The organism is Streptomyces sp. RLA012, assembly GCF_056270325.1.
Genome location: NZ_JBWDPA010000002.1, coordinates 4,836,901 through 4,859,209 on the forward strand (window position 1 = coordinate 4,836,901; position 22,309 = coordinate 4,859,209).

Below are 22,309 nucleotides of genomic sequence, written 5' to 3' on the forward strand. Positions count from 1 at the left end.
GGTGGTCACCGGTCGACGCCTCCCATCACGGGGTCGATGGACGCGACGGCGACGATGACGTCGGCGACCTGGCCGCCCTCGCACATCGCCGCCATGGCCTGCAGATTGGTGAAGGACGGGTCCCGGAAGTGGACCCGGTAGGGGCGGGTGCCTCCGTCGGAAACGGCGTGCACCCCGAGCTCACCCTTGGGCGACTCGACCGCCGCGTACGTCTGTCCCGGCGGGACGCGGAAGCCCTCGGTCACCAGCTTGAAGTGGTGGATCAGGGCCTCCATGGAGGTGCCCATGATCTTCTTGATGTGGTCGAGGGAGTTGCCGAGACCGTCGGGGCCGAGCGCGAGCTGGGCGGGCCAGGCGATCTTCTTGTCGGCGACCATGACCGGGCCGGGCTGCAGCCGGTCCAGGCACTGCTCGACGATGTGCAGCGACTGACGCATCTCCTCCAGGCGGATCAGGAAGCGCCCGTAGGAGTCGCAGGTGTCGGCGGTGGGGATCTCGAAGTCGTACGTCTCGTAGCCGCAGTACGGCTGGGTCTTGCGCAGGTCGTGGGGCAGGCCCGCCGAGCGCAGGATCGGGCCGGTGGCGCCGAGGGCCATGCAGCCGGCCAGGTCGAGGTAGCCGACGTCCTGCATACGGGCCTTGAAGATGGGGTTCCCGGTGGCGAGCTTGTCGTACTCGGGAAGGTTCTTCGTCATCTTCTTCACGAACTCGCGGATCTGGTCCACCGCCCCCGGGGGCAGGTCCTGGGCGAGTCCGCCGGGGCGGATGTACGCGTGGTTCATCCGCAGGCCGGTGATCAGCTCGTAGATGTCGAGAATGAGTTCACGATCACGGAAGCCGTAGATCATGATCGTGGTGGCGCCGAGTTCCATGCCGCCGGTGGCGATGCACACCAGGTGGGAGGAGAGCCGGTTCAGCTCCATCAGGAGCACACGGATGATCGTGGCGCGGTCGGGGATCTGGTCCGTGATGCCGAGGAGTTTCTCGACGGCGAGGCAGTAGGCCGTCTCGTTGAAGAACGGCGTCAGATAGTCCATGCGCGTCACGAACGTGGTGCCCTGCGTCCACGTGCGGAATTCGAGGTTCTTCTCGATGCCGGTGTGGAGGTAGCCGATGCCGCAGCGGGCCTCGGTGACCGTCTCGCCGTCGATCTCCAGGATGAGCCGGAGCACCCCGTGGGTGGACGGGTGCTGCGGGCCCATGTTGACGATGATGCGCTCGTCGTCGGACCTCGCCGCGGACTGGGCGATCTCGTCCCAGTCGCCACCGGTGACCGTATATACGGTGCCCTCGGTCGTCTCCCGCGCCGCCGCGGCGGACGCGCCGGAAGAACCGGAAGAAGGGGTCTGCGTGCTCATGAGTACGACCTCCGCTGGTCCGGAGCCGGGATCTGGGCGCCCTTGTACTCGATGGGAATGCCACCGAGGGGATAGTCCTTGCGCTGCGGGAAGCCCTGCCAGTCGTCCGGCATCATGATCCGCGTCAGCGCCGGGTGACCGTCGAAGATCAGGCCGAAGAAGTCGTACGTCTCGCGCTCGTGCCAGTCGTTCGTCGGATAGACGGAGACGAGCGACGGGATGTGCGGGTCGGCGTCGGGGGCGCTGACTTCGAGGCGGATCAGCCGGTTGTGGGTGATCGAGCGCAGGTGGTAGACGGCGTGCAGCTCGCGGCCCTTGTCGCTGGGGTAGTGCACTCCGCTCACCCCCGTGCACAGTTCGAAGCGGAGGGCCGGGTCGTCGCGGAGGGTCTGGGCGACGCGTACCAGGTACTCGCGTTCGATGTGGAAGGTGAGCTCGTCGCAGTCGACGATCGTCTTCTCGATGGCGTTGTCGGGGACGAGTCCCTGTTCCTCCAGGGCGCCTTCCAGCTCGTCGGCGACCTCGTCGAACCAGCCGCCATAGGGGCGGGCGGCCGGGCCGGGGAGCCGGACGGAGCGGACCAGTCCGCCGTAGCCGGTGGTGTCGCCTCCGTTGTTGGCGCCGAACATGCCGCGCTGGACGCGGATCTCCTCGCCTCCCTCGCCGCGCTGGCCAGGAAGGTTCGAGGCGCCGAGGTCCTTCTCGGGGTTGACGCCGTTGCTCGGCGTGTTCGCCCCGTTGCCGTTCGCGTCACTCACCGCAGCAGACCCTTCATCTCGATGGTGGGAAGCGCCTTGAGCGCCGCTTCCTCCGCCTCGCGGGCCGCCTCCTCGGCGTTCACGCCGAGCTTCGAGGTCTGGATCTTCTGGTGGAGCTTGAGGATGGCGTCCATCAGCATCTCGGGCCGCGGCGGACAGCCGGGCAAATAGATGTCGACCGGGACGATATGGTCGACGCCCTGCACAATGGCGTAGTTGTTGAACATTCCGCCCGATGAGGCACAGACCCCCATGGAGATCACCCACTTGGGGTTGGGCATCTGGTCATAGACCTGCCGCAGCACCGGCGCCATCTTCTGGCTGACGCGGCCGGCGACGATCATGAGGTCGGCCTGGCGCGGCGACCCGCGGAAGACCTCCATGCCGAAGCGCGCCAGGTCGTAGCGGCCCGCGCCGGTCGTCATCATCTCGATGGCGCAGCAGGCGAGTCCGAATGTGGCGGGGAAGACGGACGCCTTGCGCACCCAGCCCGCGGCCTGCTCGACGGTGGTCAGCAGGAATCCGCTCGGCAGCTTTTCTTCGAGTCCCATGTCTTAAAGGCCCCTCAGTCCCATTCCAGGCCGCCGCGCCGCCATACGTACGCGTACGCGACGAAGACGGTGAGCACGAAGAGCAGCATCTCCACGAGCCCGAAAACACCCAGGGCGTCGAAGGTGACAGCCCAGGGGTAGAGGAAGACGATCTCGATGTCGAAGACGATGAAGAGCATCGCCGTCAGGTAGTACTTGATGGGGAAGCGCCCGCCGCCGGCCGGCGTGGGGGTCGGCTCGATACCGCACTCGTAGGCCTCGAGCTTGGCCTGGTTGTATCGCTTTGGACCGATAAGCGTGGCCATGACCACGGAGAAGATCGCAAAGCCTGCCCCGAGGGCTCCCAGTACGAGGATCGGCGCATACGCGTTCACGCTCCTCGCTCCTCTCAGTCGGCACTGACTGCTGGCGGTTGCGTCAGGCAAGCACTCCCGCCCCATACGCCCCACGAACCCCGTGCGTCCCGACGAAGATCGCGTACATGTGAAGCAGGTCACAAGCCCAACTGCCTCGCATCTTATGCCCGCCGGTCTGTGATCTGCGACACGGGGTATTGCACTAGCTTTGTGATCTCCACCACCTGACGAAGGATCATGAAGCCGGATGAGCGGTGATCTTCACACTAGAAGCGTCCACGCGATCACCAGACGTGACATTTCCGCCAGTCACCACAGGTCCGGGGTGGCGTCTCAATATCAAGAGACTTCCGCTGCATGCAAATTCGCATTGGACAGGACGGCTTGATAGTGGAGCTCATTCACACATCAGGGGGAGAGGTGTGGACGGGTGTGGACGACCGTCGGGCGCGTGCACACATTCACGAGCGCGGGCCGTCGAGACACCGCCGAGGCGCGGCCGAGACACAGTCGAGATGTACGCGCGAGACGCGACCGCCGCGACGGCCGTTCCGTGACCTGCGCCACATCTACCTATGGGTCACATAAGCGGGGCTTGGCCACTTGCTGCAACCAGTGGTACGCGGAGGGCAATTCGGACGTAATACGGAAAGGGCATGATCAAGGGCTTGATCACCGCTGTCCGCAATGCCCGTTACGGCGTCAATAAAGAGTCACGCGCCTCGGATTCGGCCGCCGATTGAACAACTGTGGCGCACCACACGTTTCTTGAAGGTATGAGGGAGTCCCTGGTACCCGTTGTTCTCATGTCCCACACCGCTCACATACGCAGCCACCGGAAGCCCCGCCGCAACGCGTCGACGCTCGCGATGCGCACCGGAGTTGCCGGTGGCGTTCTCAGCACCCTGGCCGTGGCCGGTGCGGCCGGCTCGGCGAACGCCGCCGAGCCCGTGACGCAGACCCTCGAACTGCCCACGCTGACGGCCGACCTGGCCACACAGCTCGCGCAGTCCGCGGATGCCACCCAGCAAGTCGCGGCCAGCTACGAACTCCAGGCCGAGCGCGACGCGGCCGCCGCAAAGGCCGCCAAGCAGGCCAAGGCGGACCTTGCGGACGCCAAGAAGAAGGCGGACGCAAAGAAGAAGGCCGAAGCCGCCCGGAAGGCCGCGGCCGCCGAGGCCGTCTCGCGGTCCTCCACTCGGAGCGTGCTGTCCACCTCCACCTCCACGTCCAGCTCGGCCTCCGCGAGTTCGAACGTCTCCGCCCCGGCCAGCGGCAGCGTGGCCACCGTCATCTCCTTCCTCAAGGCGCAGGTCGGCGACGCGTATGTGATGGGCGGTACGGGCCCCAACGCCTGGGACTGCTCCGGCCTCGTGCAGGCCGCGTTCCGGCAGGTCGGTGTCGATCTGCCGCGCGTCTCGCAGGACCAGTCGACGTCCGGTACGCCGGTTTCGCTGTCCAATGTCCAGGTTGGCGACATCCTGTACTGGGGTTCGGCGGGTTCGGCGTACCACGTGGGTGTGTACATCGGAAACGGCCAGTACCTGGACGCGGCCAACCCCTCCAAGGGTGTGGTGATTCAGAACCTTTCGGGCTATCCGGCCACGGGCGCGGTGCGCGTTCTCTGAGTCGCCGGAGCCGGACCGGCCTTCCGAGCCACTCGGCTTTGAGGGCCTACGGCTTTGGGTCGGCTTTGACGAGTCGGCTCTGAGTCGGCTTTGAGTCATACGGCTTGAGGGCCGCCACCTGTGGGTGGCGGCCCCGTCGTCATATCGAGCGCGCCCGGCCGTCGCCACCCCGGGCGTCGTCACACCAGCGGGAACAGTCGGCTGACGACTGCGACCGGGCGGGCGCCCGCGGGGCGTATCGACGGTCGCTGTTCCCGGTCCTGGTAGCGCGCGAGGGTGCGCCGTACGGTCGCGGCGACCGCGGCCAGCTCCTCCGGCGTGAGGTACACGACCGCACTGAAGGCCTCGTCGAGCCGCCACTCCTCCGGCGCTTGCTCCTTCTGGGCCAGCCACTGCTGGTAGCTCTCGTCCTCCAGCCCGCGCGCCAACTCCCCGAAGCCGGAGACCGAGGCCGTGTCCGGGCCGGCACCGGAGTCGACGTCGGAGTCGGCCGTCTCCTGTCGCAGCCGCCACGGTCGAGCGCGTCCGCCGCTCTGCGGGATCTCCTCAATCCGCCCATAGCGTGCCAACTGCCGCAGATGGAACGAGCAGAGGCCGGAGCTGTATCCGAGGCGCGCCGCCGCTTCCGTGGCCGTCACGGCCCCCGCCTCCGCGAGGAGCCCCAACAAGGCCGTGCGTACCTCGTGCTCCGGCAGCCGGTCGCGATCACGGCGGCCCTCACGACCGTCGGCGCCAACGTGCTCGCGACCGTCCACACGGCTATCCATGCGGTCATCCACGCGGTCATCCACGCGGTCACCGGCACGCCCGCTCTCGCGGTCCACATCGTCTTCAGTCACTTTGCAAAGCCTGCTACTTTGCAAAGCGCTTGGCAAGTAGTGGAGTTGGCCGGATGAGCGAAGGGGCGTTATGTCCGTCATGCGCGCTGTGTTCGTACAGGGAGAGCCCGTCGAGTCGTATCCCGCGTTGCCGCCGGAGGCCGCGCGGGGGTCGGTGCGGAGGATCACCGAGGTGGGCGAGGAGGTGCTGCATCGGCCGAGCCGGGAGGTGCCCCGGGCCGGTGCGGACGCGCTGCGGTTCGGTAGCGCGGAACTCGGCGCGCTCGTCGACGACATGTTCGTGACGATGTACGTCGCCGAAGGTGCGGGGCTCGCCGCGAATCAGGTCGGCGTCGATCTGAGGCTGTTTGTGTATGACTGCCCGGATGATGATGGAGTGCGGCACATCGGCCATATCGCCAACCCTGTACTGGACCCGCTCGCCCCCGCCGGTCGGCGACTCCTCGACGAGGGCGAGGGATGTCTGTCCGTGCCGGGGGCGGTCATGGACGTACCGCGTCCCGACCGCGCGGTCGTGCGCGGCTTCGACAAGGACGGGAACCCCCTCGTCATCGAGGGGACCGGCTACTTCGCGCGCTGTCTGCAGCACGAGACCGACCACGTGGACGGTCACCTCTACCTGGACCGGCTCTCCAAGCGCGACCGCAGGGACGCGCTGAGGCAGATGAAGGAGCGGCGCGAGGACGTCTTCGCCCGTAGGGTCACCGTAGAGGCCGAGCTGAGGGGGTAACCGCCGTGGTGCGTGTTCGTGTTCGTCGTGGACCAGTGGTGCCTGTGTCGCCCGTAGTGGCGATGGTGGCGGCGGGGGCGGCTGTGGCGCTGGTCGGTGGCTGTACGGCCGGAAGCGGCGTGCAGGGAGGCACACAGCGCACGGCCACGGCGTCCCCCGCCCCCTCCGCCTCCCCCGCCCCCTCCGCTCCGGTCGTGGAACCCGCGGCCGAGCGCGCCGACGGCGACTCCGTGGCCGAGGCACCGCGGATCACCGACGGAAAGGTGCTCGCCTCGGTGGCCTCCGCCCGGGGCAGCCGCGAAATGTCCCTGAAGGGCGGAGTACAGGCGGGGCGTCCCGTCTCGGTCGCGGTGAACTGCCAGGGCAAGGGCAAGGTGACCGTCGAACTCAAGCCCCTGGGGATGACCTTCCCGCTGATGTGCGCCGCCGGGGACGTGAGCAGCGTCCTCAATCAGATCACTGTGCGGGAGGCCCACCCGGAGGCCACGGTGACGGTCACGGCCGGGGCGGAAGTGCGCTGGTCGCTGTCCGTCGGGCAGTGACCGGACAGCGACCCGGCAGTCACCAGCCGGCGCTCGGCGCGCCCCGGGGCGGCGTCAGGCCTTCGGTGCCACCTTCGACAGGCCGTTGATGATCCGGTCCATCGCGTCGCCGCCGGTCGGGTCCGTCAGGTTGGCGAGCATCTTCAGGGTGAACTTCATGAGCAGCGGGTGGGTCAGGCCGCGCTGGGCCGCGATTTTCATGACCTTCGGGTTGCCGATGAGCTTCACGAAGGCGCGGCCGAGGGTGTAGTAGCCGCCGTAGGTGTCCTTGAGGACGCGGGGGTAGCGCTGGAGGGCCAGTTCGCGCTGGGTGGGGGTGGAGCGGGCGTGGGCCTGCACGATGACGTCCGCGGCGATCTGGCCGGACTCCATGGCGTAGGCGATGCCCTCGCCGTTGAAGGGGTTGACCAGGCCGCCGGCGTCGCCGACCAGCAACAACCCCTTCGTGTAGTGCGGCTGGCGGTTGAAGGCCATGGGGAGGGCGGCACCGCGGATCGGGCCGGTCATGTTCTCGGGTGTGTAGCCCCAGTCCTCCGGCATGGACGCGCACCAGGCCTTCAGGACCTCGCGCCAGTCCAGCTCCTTGAAGGAGTCGGAGGTGTTGAGCACACCGAGGCCGACGTTCGACGTGCCGTCGCCCATGCCGAAGATCCAGCCGTAGCCGGGCAGGAGACGGTCCTCGGCGCCCCGGCGGTCCCACAGCTCCAGCCAGGACTCCAGGTAGTCGTCCTCGTGGCGCGGGGACGTGAAGTACGTACGGACCGCGACGCCCATGGGGCGGTCCTCGCGGCGGTGCAGGCCCATCGCCAGGGAGAGGCGGGTGGAGTTGCCGTCCGCGGCCACCACCAGCGGGGCGTGGAAGGTCACCTCCCGCTTCTCCTTCGAGTCGGCGTCGCCCAGCTTCGCGCGCACGCCCGTGATGCGGCCGGTGCGGTCGTCGACGATCGGGGCGCCGACGTTGCAGCGCTCGTACAGCCGCGCGCCCGCCTTCTGCGCCTGCCGGGCCAGCTGCTCGTCGAAGTCGTCCCGCTTGCGGACGAGGCCGTAGTCGGGGAAGGAGGCGAGATCCGGCCAGTCCAGCTGGAGTCGGACGCCGCCGCCGATGATGCGCAGGCCCTTGTTGCGCAGCCAGCCGGCCTCTTCGGAGATGTCGATGCCCATGGAGACGAGCTGCTTGGTGGCGCGCGGGGTCAGACCGTCGCCGCAGACCTTCTCGCGCGGGAAAGCGGTCTTCTCCAGGAGCAGGACGTCGAGTCCGGCCTTCGCCAGGTAGTACGCGGTCGTGGAACCGGCTGGTCCCGCCCCGACGACGATCACATCTGCGGTGTTTTCGGAGAGGGGTTGGGGCTCGGTCACGGCGGGGTCTCCCCAAGACTCGAAATCTGCGTGCTGACGGGCACTGGACATGGGCAGTCTATGCAGCGGTACTGATCACCTGGCTGAAGGGCTGCCCCGTGAACCGAGCACTCCCCGACGTACGGCTCCGTGTCCCCACCGACGAGGACGCGTTCGCCTGGCACCGGATCTTCGCCGACCCCGACGTCATGGAGTTCCACGGCGGAAAGGCGGCCGAACTGTCGGTGTACGAGGAGCTGACCGCGCGACAGCGCCGGCACGACGCGGAGCTCGGGTTCTGTCTGTGGACCATGGTCGACGCGGAGGGTGAGGTGCTGGGCTTCACCGGTGCGCAGCCGTGGCCGCGCGAGTGGGGGCCGACGGGCGAGATCGAGATCGGGTGGCGGCTCGGCAGGGCGCACTGGGGCAAGGGGTACGCCACCGCCGCGGCGCTCACCACGCTGGAGCGGGTCCGCGCGGCGGGCGTCCCCCATGTCGTCGCGATGGTCAGACCCGGCAACGAGCGGTCCATCGCCGTGACCCGCCGCGTCGGCATGGAACTGGCCGAGGTCTTCACCCATCCCACGTCCGCCGAGACCGCGCACTGCTACCGGCTCACCCTCTGACGGCTCCCGCGGAGGCCTCCGCCGACTCCCGCGAAGGCCTTCCCCGACTTCCGCGAAGGCCTCCGCCGACTTCCGCGAAGGCCTTCACCGGCTCTCCTCAAGGCCGCTGACGGCTTCCGAAAGGGCCCGGCACGGGCTTACCCTTCCGGTACCGCTGGGGGTGACGTCTGTGCGTATAACACCCGAGACACCCGAAGTGCGCGTGCCGCGGCTCATCGGACTGATGGCCGTGGACGCACGTGAGACGGCCGAGGCGCGAGGTGTGCTGCTCGTCGCGCCCGACCGGCCCGACTTCCATCTCACGGTCGTCGACTACGTCGTACGCCAGTTTCCGCCGCCCGGCTCCGAGGTGCCGCGCGGGGCCGTGGTCACCGTGTGGTTCGACCTCGGTGACGCGGAGGGCGGTGCGGGAGTGCGCGAGCCGCGCCTGCCTCGTCCGCCGTCGGGCGGAATGCGCCGCGAGCTCGACGAGCCCGGAAATCCCTTCGAGGTGCTCAGGTGAGCCGGGCACTCGCGAGAGCCGGGTGCGGCAGCTTGCCCGGCCGAGCCGTCAGGCGGTCTTGAAGCCCCGGTGCAGTGCCACGACGCCGCCCGTCAGGTTCCGCCACGCCACCTTCGACCAGCCGGCCTCGCGCAGCCGCTCGGCGAGGGCGGGCTGGTCGGGCCAGCTGCGGATGGACTCGGCGAGATAGACGTACGCGTCGGGGTTGGAGGACACCGCGCGCGCCACCGGCGGCAGCGCGCGCATCAGGTACTCGGTGTAGACCGTGCGGAACGGCGCCCAGGTGGGGTGCGAGAACTCGCAGATCACGACCCGGCCGCCCGGCTTGGTCACCCGGTACAGCTCGCTCAGCGCCGTGTCGGTGTCCTGGACGTTGCGCAGGCCGAAGGAGATCGTGACCGCGTCGAAGGTGTCGTCCTTGAAGGGCAGCTTCGTCGCGTCGCCCGCCGTGAGGGGCAGCCAGGGGTGGTTCTTCTTGCCGACCCGGAGCATGCCGAGGGAGAAGTCGCAGGGCACGACGTACGCGCCGGTGCGGGCGAAGGGGAGGGACGAGGTCGCCGTACCGGCCGCCAGGTCCAGGATCTTCTGCGCGGGGCGTGCGTCGACCGCCTTCGCGACCTCTCTGCGCCACACCCGGTCCTGGCCGAGCGACAGCACGTCGTTCGTCAGGTCGTACCGTTCCGCCACGTCGTCGAACATCGAGGCGACTTCGTGCGGCTGCTTGTCCAGAGATGCGCGGGTCACGCCCCCATTGTGGCAGCACGGGCCGGGCGACTCTCCAGCGCCCGGCCCGTACGCCGGTCTCTCGCGCCCCCTCGCAGGAGCGGTTTCGGCTTCAGGGGAACAGCTTCGGCTTCTTCTTCGCGGCCACGTCCTCGACCCAGCCGACCAGCGGGATCGCGACCCAGATCAGCAACCAGCCGATGCCGAACATGAACCACTGGCTCTCCAGCGGCAGCCACTTCTCGAAGGCGGGCACCTTCCAGAACTGGTCGATCAGCGGGACGGCGAGCACGAGGGCGATCTCGTGCCAGAGATAGATCGTCACCGCCCGCCCGTTGAAGATCGTCACCGTCCGGTCGAGCCGCTTGAAGCGGGCGAGCCAGGCGAAGTCGACGTGGTAGTACGCCTTGAAGTACATCAGGAGCGTCACGAAGCCGGCCGACCAGAAGGTCTGCGCGACCGGCACCTCGTCCAGGTCGTAGGTGCCGAACTCCGCCTGGTGCGCGAAGGTGTACCAGCCGCCGTACGCCAGCAGCGCCAGCGACGCCAGGATCACCAGGGCCGGCTTCAGCCGCTGGAGCACGCCCTCGCGGTGCGCGAAGCCGGCCAGCCAGCAGAACAGGAAGGTCGCGAAGTCCGTCAGGCCGCTGCCGAAGCGGTTGTCCGGCGGCTGCCAGGCGTACTGGAAGACCAGGATCGGGACGAGGGAGAGAAGCAGGACGGGGAGGGGGGCCTTGCGGAAGACCTTCAGGAGCAGCGGGGACATCAGGACGAACCAGAGGTACGTCCGCAGGTACCAGAGGATCTCCCAGGCCTGGACGCCCCACTGGTTGCCCGGCGGGTCACCGACCGGCACGATCCAGAAGACGATCTGCCAGCCCGGCATCCAGTCGTGGACCAGCATCGCCAGCACGACGAAGAGTCCCCAGAACCAGAAGGGCGGCAGCAGCCGTCGCATCCGGCTCTTGACCACCTTGAACGCGGAGCGCTCCAGGGACTTGGCCATCAGCGAGCCGGCGAGCGCGAACATCACGCCCATCGACGGGAAGACCAGGCCGGCCCAGGCCCAGCCGAAGGTGTGGTACGCCACGACACGGACGAGCGCGACGGCGCGCAGCGCGTCGAAGTAGCGGTCGCGTCCGCCACCCTTCGGCCTGGGCCCGGCATCCGGTTCGGGTGCCGGCTCCGGTGCCGGCACCGCCTTCGGTTCCGCCGCAGGATCCGCTGCCGGATCCGCCTCCGCTTCCCCTGCCGGTTCCGATTGCCGTTCCGGTTGCGGTTCCGATTGCGGTTCCGATTGCGGTTCCGATTGCGGTTCCATCCGGGGCCCGGCCGGGACCGGGTCCATCCGGATGGTGTGCGAGGCCGCCGCCTGCGGTCCTTCGGCACCGTACTGCCAGGGCTGCTCGTACTGGACAGGCTGCACAGGCTGCACGGGCTGCACGGGCTGGCCGTACCCCTGGTCGTACTGGGGGTACCCCTGTCCGTACGGCTGCGGCGGCACCTGCTGCTCGTACCCGTAGCCGTATCCCTGCTGCCCCTGTTGTTCCGAGCCCCAGCTCATGTCAGCTCACTCCTGCCGGGGTCCCGACCTCACCCGTGCGCTTCAGCTTCTGCCAGCGCAGCCGGCCGCCGGTCAGTGCCGTGACGGAGGAGTGGATCAGAACGAGGTACATCATCTGGCGGTAGGCGAGCTGCTGCAGCGGCAGCATCGCGAGGTAGCGGTACTTCTCACGGTCGAGGCGGAACGCGTAGGCGGCACAGATCAGTTGGACGACCAGCACGGCCAGCCAGGCCAGCAGGGAGGCCCAGAAGTCCACGAAGATCATCGAGTAGACGGTGAACACGTCGATGAGCGGTGCGAGGACCGGCGTGACGATCTGGAAGATGACCACGAGCGGCATGCCGATGCGGCCGAAGCGGCCCGAAGGGCCCTTGTCGGTCAGGGACTTGCGGTGCTTCCACAGCGCCTGCATGGTGCCGTAGCTCCAGCGGTAGCGCTGGCTCCACAGCTGCTTCAGCGAGGCGGGCGCCTCCGTCCAGGCCCTGGCGTGCTCCTGGTAGACGACCCGCCAGCCCGCGCGGTGCATGGCGATGGTGATGTCCGTGTCCTCGGCGAGCGTGTCCTCGCTCATGCCGCCGACCCCAAGCACGGCGTCCCGGCGGAACGCACCGATCGCGCCCGGGATGGTGGGCATGCAGCGCAGCAGGTCGTACATGCGGCGGTCGAGGTTGAAGCCCATCACGTACTCGATGTGCTGCCAGGCCCCGATCATGGTGTTGCGGTTGCCGACCTTGGCGTTGCCCGCGACGGCGCCGATCTCCGGGTCCGCGAAGGGCTGCACGAGCTGGTGCACGGCGTCCGGTTCGAAGACGGTGTCGCCGTCCATCATCACGACGATGTCGTAACTGGCGTTGCGTACGCCGTTGTTGAGGGCGGCCGGTTTGCCCGCGTTCTCCTGGCGGATGACCCGGACGTTGGGCAGGCCCAGCGACTCGGCGATCTCCTTGGTGCCGTCCGTGGAGCCGTCGTCGACGACGATGATCTCGATCGGATGGGTGCTCTTGGCCAGCGAGTGGAGCGTGTTGGCGATGCACTCCTTCTCGTTGTACGCGGGCACGATCACCGTCACCGGCCTGGTGATCGTCGGTCCCCAGCTGAACGTCCCGCCCTTGCCGCGCTTGCGGTTGCGTTGTCCGTAGTGACGGCGGGCGAGGATCAGCATCATCCCGAACCGGCCCATGACGGAGACGCCGACGACGATCAGCAACCAGGACAGCAGCGGCAGGACCCACTCCGCGACGGCGACCGCCCAGATGAGGGCCTTGCCTTCGTAGAGGGTGGCGCCGGTGGCCTTCCGCTGGCCGGACTGCTCGACGTTCACCTTGGTGGCGGAGCTCGAACCGGGCACGGACTGCGCGCCGCCCGGCTGCCCGCCCGGCGCGCCGGTACCGGTCTGCCCGACCCCGGCCTCGACGGTCTGGCCGGAACCCACGGTCCCGGCCCCGGTCCCCGTCTGACCGGCGCCGCCGCGCCCCCCGTTCAGCTTCGCCATCGCGCCGCTGACCGTGGTGAAGGAGTACCCCTTCGCCTTCATCTTCTTGATGTAGGTGTCCAGCGCCTTGACGGTCTCCGAGCGGTCGCCGCCCGCGTCGTGCATGAGGACGACGGCGCCCTTGTTGTCCTTCGGCGTGGCCCACTGGACGATCTTCGAGACGCCCGGCCGCTTCCAGTCGTCGCTGTCGGTGTCGACGAAGACGCTGGTGTAGCCGAGGTTGCCGATGTCCTGGTAGACCGGCCAGCTGTAGTTGTCGACCGCGTCGATCTCCGAGGAGTACGGGGCCCGGAACAGCGTCGTCGTGATCCCCGCCGCACCCGCGAGTGCGAGCTGGGTCTGCTTCAGCTCGCGCTGGAGCCGGCTCGTGCTCTGGTAGGAGAGGTCGACGTGCGTGAAGGTGTGGATGCCGACCTCGTTGCCCTGGTCCACGAGGTCCTTCACCACGCTCGGGTAGCGGGAGACCATCGAGCCGACCATGAAGAACGTGGCCTCGATGTCGTTGTCCTCAAGCACCTTGAGGATCTGCGGAGTCCAGGTCGGGGTCGGGCCGTCGTCGAAGGTGAGCACGATGGTCTTCGTCGGGATGGACTGGGTCTTCGCCGTGCCGCCCGCGAAGGTCAGGAGCGGGCCGCCGTCGAGGACCTTCTGCGGCACCTTGTCGTAGGCGGCGCCGTCGCGCACCCGCGCGTCGTTGCCGATCTCGGAACGCAGATAGCCGTCGAGCAGCATCACGCTGGTGAGCCCCAGCAGGAGCAACAGGGCGAGGATCACACGCGGTTTCTGCAGCGCCGCGGCCTTGCCGGCCGCCCGCTCCATCTTGGAGGGGGCCCGCCGGCGGCCGCGCGAGGGCGTCGTCGAAGTCATGGAGGTGGGTCCGTTCCGGTCAGGTCAGTGGGCGCCGGTGGAGGCGGACGCGATCGAGGCCGGGGAGGCGGCCGAGGAGGGGACCGCGCCCGCGGGCAGACCGGACGGCCGGGTGCCGGTGGGCCCGCCGCTGGGGCCCCCGCCGCCCTGCGGACGCAGACCGCCGCCGGGCGCGGAGCCGGCCTGGCCGCCGCTGAACGGGAACAGTGAGGACGGGGTCAGCGAGGTGCCCCAGCCCATGAAGGCCATCCCGAGGACGACCGCGTAACCGAAGCAGACGGCGCCGACGAGCATGCCGAACCTGCGCAGCAGGCGTGCTCTGCGCCCGGAGTTGTCAACGAACACGGGACCGTCTTCGGACCCGCCGCGTTTGCGCCTGCGGCCGTGCCCTTGACTGTGGTTTTCGATGGCTGACTCGGATTGCATTCCCCGGATATTAGGGCTCCTTTATGTGGCCAATTCTCTGTTTCTCATGTGAGGCGGCCATGAAACTTGGCCCAAGCTGTCCGTTCCCTGAGAGAATCCTTGAACATCCACGCAGCCGAGGGTGGATACATATGAACGATATGACCCATTTACGGGCCCGACTTATCCGGTTCGAGCGTCCCTACTCATGAGTTACCCATGCGCTTCCTGTATTCATGAATCACCGGCGGATGTGCCACCTTGTAACTCCTGAATCGCACTTTGTTTCGTTCCTGAGACAGAAATCACGAGAGCGGGTGCATGCGCAATGAGGGGTTTTCTGAGGCCGGCTGCCGGGCTCACCTGCCTGTTTGCCCTGGCGGCGGCGGGGTGCTCTTCCGGCGGCGACAACGCCTCGGACTCGGCACCCGCGCAGCCCTCGCAGGCCCCGCCGACGAGTGCGGCGCCCTCCGGGACCGCGTCCTCTTCGAGCACCTCGTCGAGCACCTCGTACGCGCCCTATGTAAGCGCCACGGAAGCCTCCGCCACAGACGCGAGCGGGTCCCCCACGACGTACAACCTGGCCTTCGTGATCTCGGACGGCAGCACCTGTACGGCCAAGTGGAACGGGACGGACGCCATCGACAAGGCCGCCGCGAAGTCCCGGATCGCGGCGCTGAAGGAGTCCGGCGCGAGCGTACGGGTCTCCTTCGGCGGGGCGTCCGGCAAGGAGCTGGCGGAGGTGTGCGGCAGCGCGAGCGCGCTCGCGGCGGCGTACGGGGCCGCGCTCGACGCGGCCGGGTCGACGCAGGCCGACTTCGACATCGAGGGGGACGCGCTGACCGACTCCGCGTCGGTCGCGCTGCGGTCCGAGGCGATCGCGCTGCTCCAGAAGGAGCGCGGTGACCTGGAGGTGTCCTTCACGCTGCCGGTCATGCCGTCGGGGCTCGACTCCGACGGTCTGGCGTTGCTGGAGTCCGCCAACGACAACTCCGTGGCGGTCTCCACCGTCAACATCATGACGATGAACTACGGGAGTTCGTACACCGGGGACATGGGCGACTACGCCGAGAAGTCCGCCGAGGCGACCCATGATCAATTGCAGAAGGTTTTCGGGCTGTCCAGTTCGGGGGCCTGGCAGGGACTCGCGCTGACCTCGATGATCGGGGACAACGACGTGGCCGACGAGACGTTCAGCCTCTCGGACGCGGCGCAGGTGCGGGCGTTCGCCGAGTCGAAGGAGATCGCCTGGGTGTCGATGTGGTCGACGTTCCGGGATCAGCAGTGTTCGAGCGATGACGCTTCCTCGGACAATGCGGCGACCAATTGCAGTGGGGTTTCGCAGAGTTCGGGGGCGTTTGCGGAGGCGTTCGCGGGGTGAGTTCGTCGGGTGCGGGTGAGTGGGGGCTGGTCGCGCCCACGCGGCGGAGCCGCATATGTACACAGCCCCGCGCCCCTAAAAGCAGGGCGCTCCCCTACCCGGAGTGAAGAAGTTCAGCGGCGCCTATGTACCAATCGGCCCGCGCACACCGTCGCCAAGCACGTGCCGTCCGCGTCGAAGACCGCCAGGTCCGCCCGGCCCCGGTCCACGATCGCCGTGGACCGGGAGCGAGGCAGGACCACGACATCGTTTCGCTGGGCCGCGGCCCGGAGTTCCGGCGTGTGGACGTGAGCCTGAAGAACCGCCACCGCGCCCGACTTCAGCACGGCGTGGACGCGTTCCCGTGGCGACGGCGCCTCCGGCAGGGCCCCCTCATGGACGAGCGCCGGCCCCAGCACCCCGGGCCACCTGCGTACCCGCGCGCCGGGAAAACGCTCCCGCAGCACGTCCAGTGGCCCGGTGCCCGCGACGCGGTCGCCCTCCACGGCCACCGCGCCGTCCCGCAGCGGATCCGCGTCCCAGCTGAGGCGCAGTTCGTCGGCGGTGTGAATCGTCAGCACGGCGGGGCTAGTTGGACGCGAGCAGCTTCAGCTCGGGGTGCGCCGTGCCGCCCTCGATCGCGGTGGACGAGATGTGGGACATGACGCGCTCGTCGACGGGGTCGTTCGCCGGGTCGTCGTGGACGACGATGTGCTCGTACGTCGTGGTCCGCTGGGCGGGCACCCGGCCCGCCTTGCGGATCAGATCGATGATCTCCATACGGTTGGAGCGGTGCTTGGCGCCCGCCGAGGAGACCACGTTCTCCTCCAGCATGATCGAGCCCAGGTCGTCCGCGCCGTAGTGCAGGGAGAGCTGGCCGACCTCCTTGCCGGTGGTCAGCCAGGAGCCCTGGATGTGGGCGATGTTGTCCATGAACAGCCGGGCGATCGCGATCATCCGCAGGTACTCGAAGAGCGTGGCCTGCGTGCGGCCCTTCAGGTGGTTGTTCTCGGGCTCGGTGGTTGTTCTCGGGCTGGTAGGTGTACGGGATGAACGCCCGGAAGCCACCGGTCCGGTCCTGTACGTCACGGATCATCCGCAGATGCTCGATGCGCTCGGCGTTGGTCTCCCCGGTGCCCATCAGCATCGTGGACGTCGACTCCACGCCCAGCCCGTGCGCGGTCTCCATGATCTCCAGCCAGCGCTCGCCGGACTCCTTGAGCGGGGCGATCGCCTTGCGGGGGCGCTCCGGGAGGAGTTCGGCACCGGCACCGGCGAAGGAGTCGAGGCCGGCGGTGTGGATCCGCTGGATGGCCTCCTCCACGCTCACCTTGGAGATCCGGGCCATGTGCTCGACCTCGGACGCGCCGAGGGAGTGGATGACCAGCTGCGGATAGGCGGCCTTGATCGCGGCGAAGTGCTTCTCGTAGTACTCGACGCCGTAGTCCGGGTGGTGGCCGCCCTGGAACATGATCTGGGTGCCGCCGAGTTCGACGGTCTCCGCGCAGCGGCGCAGGATGTCGTCGAGGTCGCGCGTCCAGCCCTTGGCGGTGTCCTTGGGAGCCGCGTAGAAGGCGCAGAACTTGCACGCCGTGACGCACACGTTGGTGTAGTTGATGTTGCGCTCGATGATGTACGTGGCGATGTGCTCGGTGCCCGCGTACCGGCGGCGGCGCACAGCGTCGGCGGCGGCGCCCAGCGCGTGCAGCGGGGCGTCGCGGTAGAGGACGAGGGCCTCTTCGGGAGTGATCCGCCCGCCCGCGGCGGCACGGTCGAGGACGGCTGTGACATCAAAAGACGTGAGGTCGGCCTTCTCGGTCACCGGGAGCGTCCCTTTCGTAAGGGTTCTGGACGGACCCGGCCAGCCTACGCCAGCCCCGCCCGCGGCCCGACGTCAGGCCGCGTACGCCCCGATCAGCAGCCCGACGTACGCCCCCGCGATCAGGAACGGTCCGAAGGGGATGAACGTCTTGCGCCCGGCGCGCCGCGCGAGGACGAGTCCCAGCCCGTAGAGCCCGCCGAACAAAAACCCGGCGAAGGTCCCGAGCACCACCGTCCCCCACCCGTACCAGCCGAGCACCGCCCCCAGCCCCAGCGCGAGCTTCACATCACCGAAGCCCAGCCCGTGCGGAGGGACGAGGAAGAGGAGGAGATACGCGCCGCCGAGCCCGAGCGATCCGAGCAGCGCGGTCCGCCAGTCCCCCGCGTGCTCCGGTACGACGGCCACCGCGCCCAGCAGCACGAGTGCGAGGCCCGCGATCGGCAGGGTCAGCACGTCCGGCAGCCGCTGCACCCGGAAGTCCACGACCGCGAGCAGCACCCCGAGGGGCGCGAGCAGCAGCCAGACGGCCAACTCGGGGCGGGCGCCGGTGGCGAGGGCGAGTCCGGCGCAGGCCAACGCGGTGGTGAGGGCGACGAGAGGGGTGCCGGGGCCGTACGAGGGCCGGGCAAGGTCACGGACCCCGCGCCCGGTGCCGCCCCCCGACGACCGCCTGTCACCCGACCCCGACCCCGACCCCGGCCCCGGCCCCGGCCCCGGCGACGGTGTGCCGCCGGATGCCGGCAGAGCCGTACGAACGGAGTCGGCGCAGACGGCGCAGCGGGCGAGGCCCAGCCAGCCGCCCGCGGCGCCGGTGATCGTGTGCCCTTCGGGGCACCGGTCCCGCCACGCCTCGTCCGGCCGCACCGCGAGCCGGTACGCGGCCCGCGGCACCAGCAGTCCCGCGGCGGCGCCCCAGAGGGCGGCGAGGACGGTCAGCCACAGCGGCCGGACCGACCAGAGTTCGAGGTCCACGGCTACTCGACCTTCGACATGCGCGCCACCGGATCCCCCGCGTCCGGGTTGTCCGTCTCGTACTTGAGGTCGCCCCCGGCGGGGGTCAGCCGTACTTCGTGGCTGCCCGTCGTACAGGTGCTGGGGTTGGACTGCTTGGCGATGCTCGTCGCGGTGAGCAGCTTGTCCGTGACCTTCTTCAGGACGAGTACGTCGTCGCAGACACCGCCGATCAGGTCGGTCGAGCGGAACGTGCCCAGCTCCTTGCCCACGGCGGCCTGGTGCAGAGTGACGCGGAACGTGCCCGCGGGCAGCTTCCCGCCCAGCGCGAAGGCGTCGCCCGACCAGGTGCCGAGGTAGTGCGCGGGCACGGAGGCGAGCGGCGTGTCCGCCGAGCCGGAGGCGCTCGATGTCGCCGCCGGAGGGCTCGCCGCGGAGTCGGAGCCGCCGGAGGTGTCGTCGTCCCCGCCGCCCGGGAGCAGGTGGAGCATGAACACCGAGCCCACGGTCACCGCCGCCAGCGCTCCCGCGACCGCCAGCGCGACCGTGCAACTCACCTTGCGGCCGCGGCCGTTCACGGCGGGCGCCGAGGTCGCGGCCATGCTGACGGAGAGCTTGCCGGGCCGGCTCTGAGGATCCGGGTGGTCCGAAGGAGGTACCACGGCGTCCTGCGGCTCCTGCGCCCGCGCCTCGCTCTGCCCCGGTACGTGGGTCGGCGGTCCGTAGCTCGAAGGTACGTACGTCGGCATGGCGGACGGAGACGCGGTGGAGGAGGGCGCGGAGGAGGAAGGCACAGCGGAGGAAGGCGTCGCGGACGGAGGTACGGCGGACGGAGGCATCGTCGGCGGCGGGCCGAACGCCCCGGCTGCCACCGACGGCCCGGCCCCGGCGGCCGTGCCCACCGAAGGGCTGCTGAACCCCACCGGCCCGGACGGTGTCGCGTCCGCCGCCTCCAGGTTCAGCAGCCGCACCGCGCTACGGCTGACCTGCTCCACGAGTGGCCCCGGCAACCAGCCCGCCGCCACCAGCCGGGCCGCTCCCTCCGGGGCCAGCCGCGCGGCCACCTCGCCCGGGGCCGGCCGGCCGCCCGGGTCCTTGGCCAGACACGCCGACGCCAGTTCCCGCAACTCCCCCTCCAGCGAGCCGAGCCGGGGTTCCTCGTGGACCACCTTGTAGAGGAGGGCGGCCGAGGAGTCGCCGGGGAACGGGGACTCGCCCGTCGCCGCGTACACCAGCACCGCGCCGAGGGAGAAGACGTCGGCCGCCCCCGTGACCGCCTTGCCGAGGATCTGCTCGGGCGACATATAGCCCGGGGAGCCGACGGAGACGCCCGTCGAGGTGAGCGAGGCCGTGCCGTCGGTGGCCCGGGCGATGCCGAAGTCGATGAGGAGGGGGCCGTCGAGGGTCAGCAGGACGTTGGAGGGCTTGACGTCCCGGTGCACGAGGCCGAGCGCGTGCACCGCCGCGAGCGCCTCGGCGAGGCCCGCGCCCAACACCCGTACCGAATGCGGCGGAAGCGGACCGCCGGCGTCCGCGACGGCGGCGGCGAGCGAGGGACCGGCCGCGTACCCGGTCGCGACCCACGGCACCGACGCCTCCGGGTCCGCGTCCAGGACCGGGGCCGTCCAGGCGCCGCCCACCCGCCGCGCGGCGTCGACCTCGCGGCGGAACCGGGCGCGGAACTCCTCGTCGAGCGCGAAGTGCGGGTGCACGATCTTGACCGCGACCGTACGGCCGCCCGCGCTGCGGCCCAGGTACACCCGCCCCATGCCGCCGGAGCCCAGCCGGCCGAGCAACCGGTAGGGCCCCACGACCGTGGGCTCGTCGACTCCGAGCGGCTGCATGGCGCTCACACCTCCCCCGTACGCAGTGGACGCACTGCCCAGCAGGGTAGTTCCGTACGCGCCCTGTGGGTTCCGAACACCCTTGCGGGCTCAGGGTGCCAGCAGTTCGACCTTCACATCGGCGGGGAAGCCGGTGGTCGAGCCGACCCGCCGGGCGAACTCGCGGACGGCCGCCAGCTGCGGGGCGCCGAAACGGAAGTCGAGCGTGGTGAAGTACTGCTCCAGGACCCGCTCGTCGAAGGCCTCCCAGCGGGCCGCCTGCTCGGCGACCTTGGCGACCTCGTCGAGGGAGAGGTCCCGGGAGGCGAGGAAGGCCTCGTGCACCTTGCGGGTGACGACCGGCTCGCGCTCCAGATAGTCGCGGCGGACGGCCCACACGGCGAAGACGAACGGCAGGCCCGTCCACTGCTTCCACAGCGTGCCGAGGTCGTGCACCTCCAGGCCGAACTTCGGGCCGTCCAGGAGGTTGGCGCGCAGTGCGGCGTCACCGATGAGTACGGCGGCGTCGGCCTCCTGCATCATCAGGCTGAGGTCGGGCGGGCAGGTGTAGTACGACGGCTGGACGCCCACGCTCTCGGCGAGCAGCAGCTGCGCGAGTCGAACAGATGTACGAGAGGTCGAACCGAGGGCGACCCTGGCGCCGTCCAACTGGTCCAGCGGGACCTGCGAGACGATCACGCAGGACATCACCGGTCCGTCGCAGCCGACCGCGATATCGGGGAAAGCGACCAGCTCGTCGGCGTGCTTGAGGAACTCGACGAGCGTGATGGGCCCGATGTCGAGATCGCCCCGCACCAGCTTCTCGCTGAGCTTCTCCGGGGTGTCCTTGGTGAGCTCGAAGTCGAGGAGCGTGCCCGTTCTCGCGAGCCCCCAGTACAGGGGCAGGCAGTTCAGGAACTGGATGTGGCCGACGCGCGGCCGGGTGCGGTAATTGTCCACATCGCGAGGCTAGACCCCATGAGGTACGGTGCACTCTCCAGGGTCCCGGCGCGGTTTCTGAAACCCTTCAGGCCGTCTGTGTCAACCCTTTCGACGGCAAGTCGACACCCCGATGTCAACCCGTACGGCGCCCGGTTCAAACATCCGGGTGACGTGATCTTGCCCCCTATTGCTTTCGGCTGCCTGCGTGCTAGGCTCGCCGCAAGTTGCAGTTTGGTTTCCCTTGCAGTACAGAGCCTGCGGAGCATGTGACCGCGGGCTCTCGTCGTTTTCAGACGTATGCAGTTGTTTACACAATCGCAGGTTCTGGAGCAGGGCAACCCTTTGGGCCCAAGGAGGGCTTATGGCTACCGGAACCGTGAAGTGGTTCAACGCCGAAAAGGGCTTTGGTTTCATCGCCCAGGAAGGCGGCGGCCCGGACGTCTTCGTCCACTACTCCGCGATCAACGCGAGCGGATTCCGCTCTCTCGAAGAGAACCAGTCGGTTTCCTTCGACGTCACGCAGGGTCCGAAGGGCCCGCAGGCGGAGAACGTCACCCCGCTCTAAGCCTTCGGCTCCATGAGCCCAATGCTTTGATCCGGAACGGATAGCAGTACCCAAGGAGCCCCGCGCCAGCCGGTCGCGGGGCTCCTGCCTTTGTGCGCACGGAAACCGCGGGAACGGATACGGCGGGAACGGATACCGCAGGAACGGATACCGCTGGAACCTTGCGGCCAGCACCAATGCCGCCGCCCCAACACCCGTGCGACCATCGGCCCATGCCGCCCACCGTGCTGGTCGTCGACGATCACGCGGGGTTCCGTGCCGCGGTGCGGGCCCTGCTGGAGGCCGACGGGTTCGAGGTCGTGGGCGAGGCGGCGAACGGGGCGCAGGCCCTGGTCAGTGCGGGGCGGCTCCGGCCGGGGCTGGTCCTGCTCGATGTGCGGCTGCCCGACACGGACGGGATCACGGTCGCCGCGCGGCTGGCGGAGCTCGACGAGCCGCCCGTCGTGGTGCTGGTCTCCAGCCGGGACGCCACGGCGTACGGGGCCCGGCTGCGGCAGTCCGCGGCCCGCGGGTTCCTGCCGAAGAGCGAACTGAGCGGTGCGGCGCTGCGCGGGCTGCTGGGGTGAGGCG

22 protein-coding genes and 1 pseudogene are annotated in these 22,309 nt (G+C 69.2%); 8 read left to right on the forward strand and 15 right to left on the reverse strand.

What is annotated here, in order from left to right; all coding sequences use genetic code 11:
• Positions 1 to 5: 5 nt before the first annotated feature.
• From RV986_RS21945 to RV986_RS21960, 4 genes are read right to left on the reverse strand one after another with little or no spacing between them, the layout of a single operon-like run.
• Positions 6 to 1,358, reverse strand: a complete 1,353-nt coding sequence (locus RV986_RS21945) for an NADH-quinone oxidoreductase subunit D (protein ID WP_475919026.1) — start codon at positions 1,356 to 1,358, stop codon at positions 6 to 8.
• Positions 1,355 to 2,116, reverse strand: a complete 762-nt coding sequence (locus RV986_RS21950; protein WP_475919027.1) for an NADH-quinone oxidoreductase subunit C — start codon at positions 2,114 to 2,116, stop codon at positions 1,355 to 1,357. Before RV986_RS21950 ends, RV986_RS21945 begins: the two co-directional genes overlap by 4 nt.
• On the reverse strand, positions 2,113 to 2,667 hold the full coding sequence (locus tag RV986_RS21955) for a NuoB/complex I 20 kDa subunit family protein (protein ID WP_003998928.1): 555 nt from the start codon (positions 2,665 to 2,667) through the stop codon (positions 2,113 to 2,115). Before RV986_RS21955 ends, RV986_RS21950 begins: the two co-directional genes overlap by 4 nt.
• 14 nt (positions 2,668 to 2,681) lie before the next feature.
• Positions 2,682 to 3,041: an NADH-quinone oxidoreductase subunit A gene (locus RV986_RS21960; RefSeq protein WP_475919028.1), complete on the reverse strand. Its 360-nt coding sequence runs from the start codon at positions 3,039 to 3,041 to the stop codon at positions 2,682 to 2,684.
• A 758-nt stretch (positions 3,042 to 3,799) separates the two neighbouring features.
• On the opposite strand from RV986_RS21960, the gene RV986_RS21965 reads away from it, so the two are divergent.
• Positions 3,800 to 4,651: a C40 family peptidase gene (locus tag RV986_RS21965; protein ID WP_475919029.1), complete on the forward strand. Its 852-nt coding sequence runs from the start codon at positions 3,800 to 3,802 to the stop codon at positions 4,649 to 4,651.
• 179 nt (positions 4,652 to 4,830) lie between these two features.
• Here the strand turns inward: RV986_RS21965 and RV986_RS21970 are convergent, their stop codons facing one another.
• Positions 4,831 to 5,418: a helix-turn-helix domain-containing protein gene (locus tag RV986_RS21970; RefSeq protein ID WP_475919030.1), complete on the reverse strand. Its 588-nt coding sequence runs from the start codon at positions 5,416 to 5,418 to the stop codon at positions 4,831 to 4,833.
• A gap of 151 nt (positions 5,419 to 5,569) precedes the next feature.
• Between RV986_RS21970 and def the strand changes: the two genes are divergently transcribed.
• Entirely contained in the window at positions 5,570 to 6,220 is a 651-nt protein-coding gene (gene def / locus RV986_RS21975) for a peptide deformylase (RefSeq protein ID WP_475919031.1), read from the forward strand.
• Between the two features lie 44 nt (positions 6,221 to 6,264).
• Positions 6,265 to 6,762, forward strand: coding sequence for a hypothetical protein (locus RV986_RS21980; protein ID WP_475919032.1), 498 nt, complete (start codon positions 6,265 to 6,267; stop codon positions 6,760 to 6,762).
• A 54-nt stretch (positions 6,763 to 6,816) separates the two neighbouring features.
• Here the strand turns inward: RV986_RS21980 and RV986_RS21985 are convergent, their stop codons facing one another.
• Positions 6,817 to 8,118 carry a geranylgeranyl reductase family protein gene (locus RV986_RS21985; RefSeq protein WP_475919033.1) on the reverse strand — a complete coding sequence of 434 codons (1,302 nt, stop codon included), beginning with the start codon at positions 8,116 to 8,118 and terminating at the stop codon, positions 6,817 to 6,819.
• A 98-nt stretch (positions 8,119 to 8,216) separates the two neighbouring features.
• Here RV986_RS21985 and RV986_RS21990 point away from each other — a divergent pair, with 98 nt between their 5' ends.
• Both RV986_RS21990 and RV986_RS21995 read left to right on the forward strand, forming a co-directional pair.
• Positions 8,217 to 8,723 carry a GNAT family N-acetyltransferase gene (locus RV986_RS21990; protein ID WP_475919034.1) on the forward strand — a complete coding sequence of 169 codons (507 nt, stop codon included), beginning with the start codon at positions 8,217 to 8,219 and terminating at the stop codon, positions 8,721 to 8,723.
• Positions 8,724 to 8,892: 169 nt separating this feature from the next.
• Entirely contained in the window at positions 8,893 to 9,225 is a 333-nt protein-coding gene (locus RV986_RS21995) for a PASTA domain-containing protein (protein ID WP_475919035.1), read from the forward strand.
• A 48-nt stretch (positions 9,226 to 9,273) separates the two neighbouring features.
• Here the strand turns inward: RV986_RS21995 and RV986_RS22000 are convergent, their stop codons facing one another.
• From RV986_RS22000 to RV986_RS22015, 4 genes are all read right to left on the reverse strand, one after another.
• On the reverse strand, positions 9,274 to 9,969 hold the full coding sequence (locus RV986_RS22000) for a demethylmenaquinone methyltransferase (RefSeq protein ID WP_475919036.1): 696 nt from the start codon (positions 9,967 to 9,969) through the stop codon (positions 9,274 to 9,276).
• 91 nt (positions 9,970 to 10,060) lie between these two features.
• Entirely contained in the window at positions 10,061 to 11,512 is a 1,452-nt protein-coding gene (locus tag RV986_RS22005) for an acyltransferase family protein (protein WP_475919037.1), read from the reverse strand.
• A 1-nt stretch (position 11,513) separates the two neighbouring features.
• Positions 11,514 to 13,871, reverse strand: coding sequence for a bifunctional polysaccharide deacetylase/glycosyltransferase family 2 protein (locus RV986_RS22010; protein ID WP_475919038.1), 2,358 nt, complete (start codon positions 13,869 to 13,871; stop codon positions 11,514 to 11,516).
• A 24-nt stretch (positions 13,872 to 13,895) separates the two neighbouring features.
• Positions 13,896 to 14,216, reverse strand: coding sequence for a hypothetical protein (locus RV986_RS22015; protein ID WP_475919039.1), 321 nt, complete (start codon positions 14,214 to 14,216; stop codon positions 13,896 to 13,898).
• Positions 14,217 to 14,604: 388 nt separating this feature from the next.
• Here RV986_RS22015 and RV986_RS22020 point away from each other — a divergent pair, with 388 nt between their 5' ends.
• Positions 14,605 to 15,657 (forward strand): chitinase, encoded by a 1,053-nt coding sequence (locus RV986_RS22020; protein ID WP_475919040.1) that lies wholly within the window; start codon positions 14,605 to 14,607, stop codon positions 15,655 to 15,657.
• 113 nt (positions 15,658 to 15,770) lie between these two features.
• Here the strand turns inward: RV986_RS22020 and RV986_RS22025 are convergent, their stop codons facing one another.
• From RV986_RS22025 to RV986_RS22045, 5 genes and pseudogenes are all read right to left on the reverse strand, one after another.
• The gene (locus RV986_RS22025; RefSeq protein ID WP_475919041.1) at positions 15,771 to 16,217 is read right to left on the reverse strand and encodes an imidazolonepropionase-like domain-containing protein; all 447 of its coding nucleotides are present in this window, start codon (positions 16,215 to 16,217) and stop codon (positions 15,771 to 15,773) included.
• 7 nt (positions 16,218 to 16,224) lie between these two features.
• A pseudogene (mqnC, locus tag RV986_RS22030) lies at positions 16,225 to 17,458 on the reverse strand (cyclic dehypoxanthinyl futalosine synthase).
• Between the two features lie 72 nt (positions 17,459 to 17,530).
• Positions 17,531 to 18,430 carry a prepilin peptidase gene (locus RV986_RS22035; RefSeq protein WP_475919042.1) on the reverse strand — a complete coding sequence of 300 codons (900 nt, stop codon included), beginning with the start codon at positions 18,428 to 18,430 and terminating at the stop codon, positions 17,531 to 17,533.
• Between the two features lie 2 nt (positions 18,431 to 18,432).
• A complete protein-coding gene (locus RV986_RS22040; protein WP_475919043.1) occupies positions 18,433 to 20,253 on the reverse strand; it encodes a serine/threonine-protein kinase in 1,821 nt (606 codons plus the stop codon).
• A gap of 90 nt (positions 20,254 to 20,343) precedes the next feature.
• Complete coding sequence (locus tag RV986_RS22045) at positions 20,344 to 21,192, reverse strand: menaquinone biosynthetic enzyme MqnA/MqnD family protein (RefSeq protein WP_475919044.1); 849 nt, start codon at positions 21,190 to 21,192, stop codon at positions 20,344 to 20,346.
• Positions 21,193 to 21,535: 343 nt separating this feature from the next.
• On the opposite strand from RV986_RS22045, the gene RV986_RS22050 reads away from it, so the two are divergent.
• Both RV986_RS22050 and RV986_RS22055 read left to right on the forward strand, forming a co-directional pair.
• Complete coding sequence (locus tag RV986_RS22050) at positions 21,536 to 21,739, forward strand: cold-shock protein (protein ID WP_010986243.1); 204 nt, start codon at positions 21,536 to 21,538, stop codon at positions 21,737 to 21,739.
• Positions 21,740 to 21,951: 212 nt separating this feature from the next.
• Positions 21,952 to 22,305, forward strand: a complete 354-nt coding sequence (locus RV986_RS22055; RefSeq protein ID WP_475919045.1) for a response regulator — start codon at positions 21,952 to 21,954, stop codon at positions 22,303 to 22,305.
• The last annotated feature ends 4 nt before the right edge of the window (positions 22,306 to 22,309 follow it).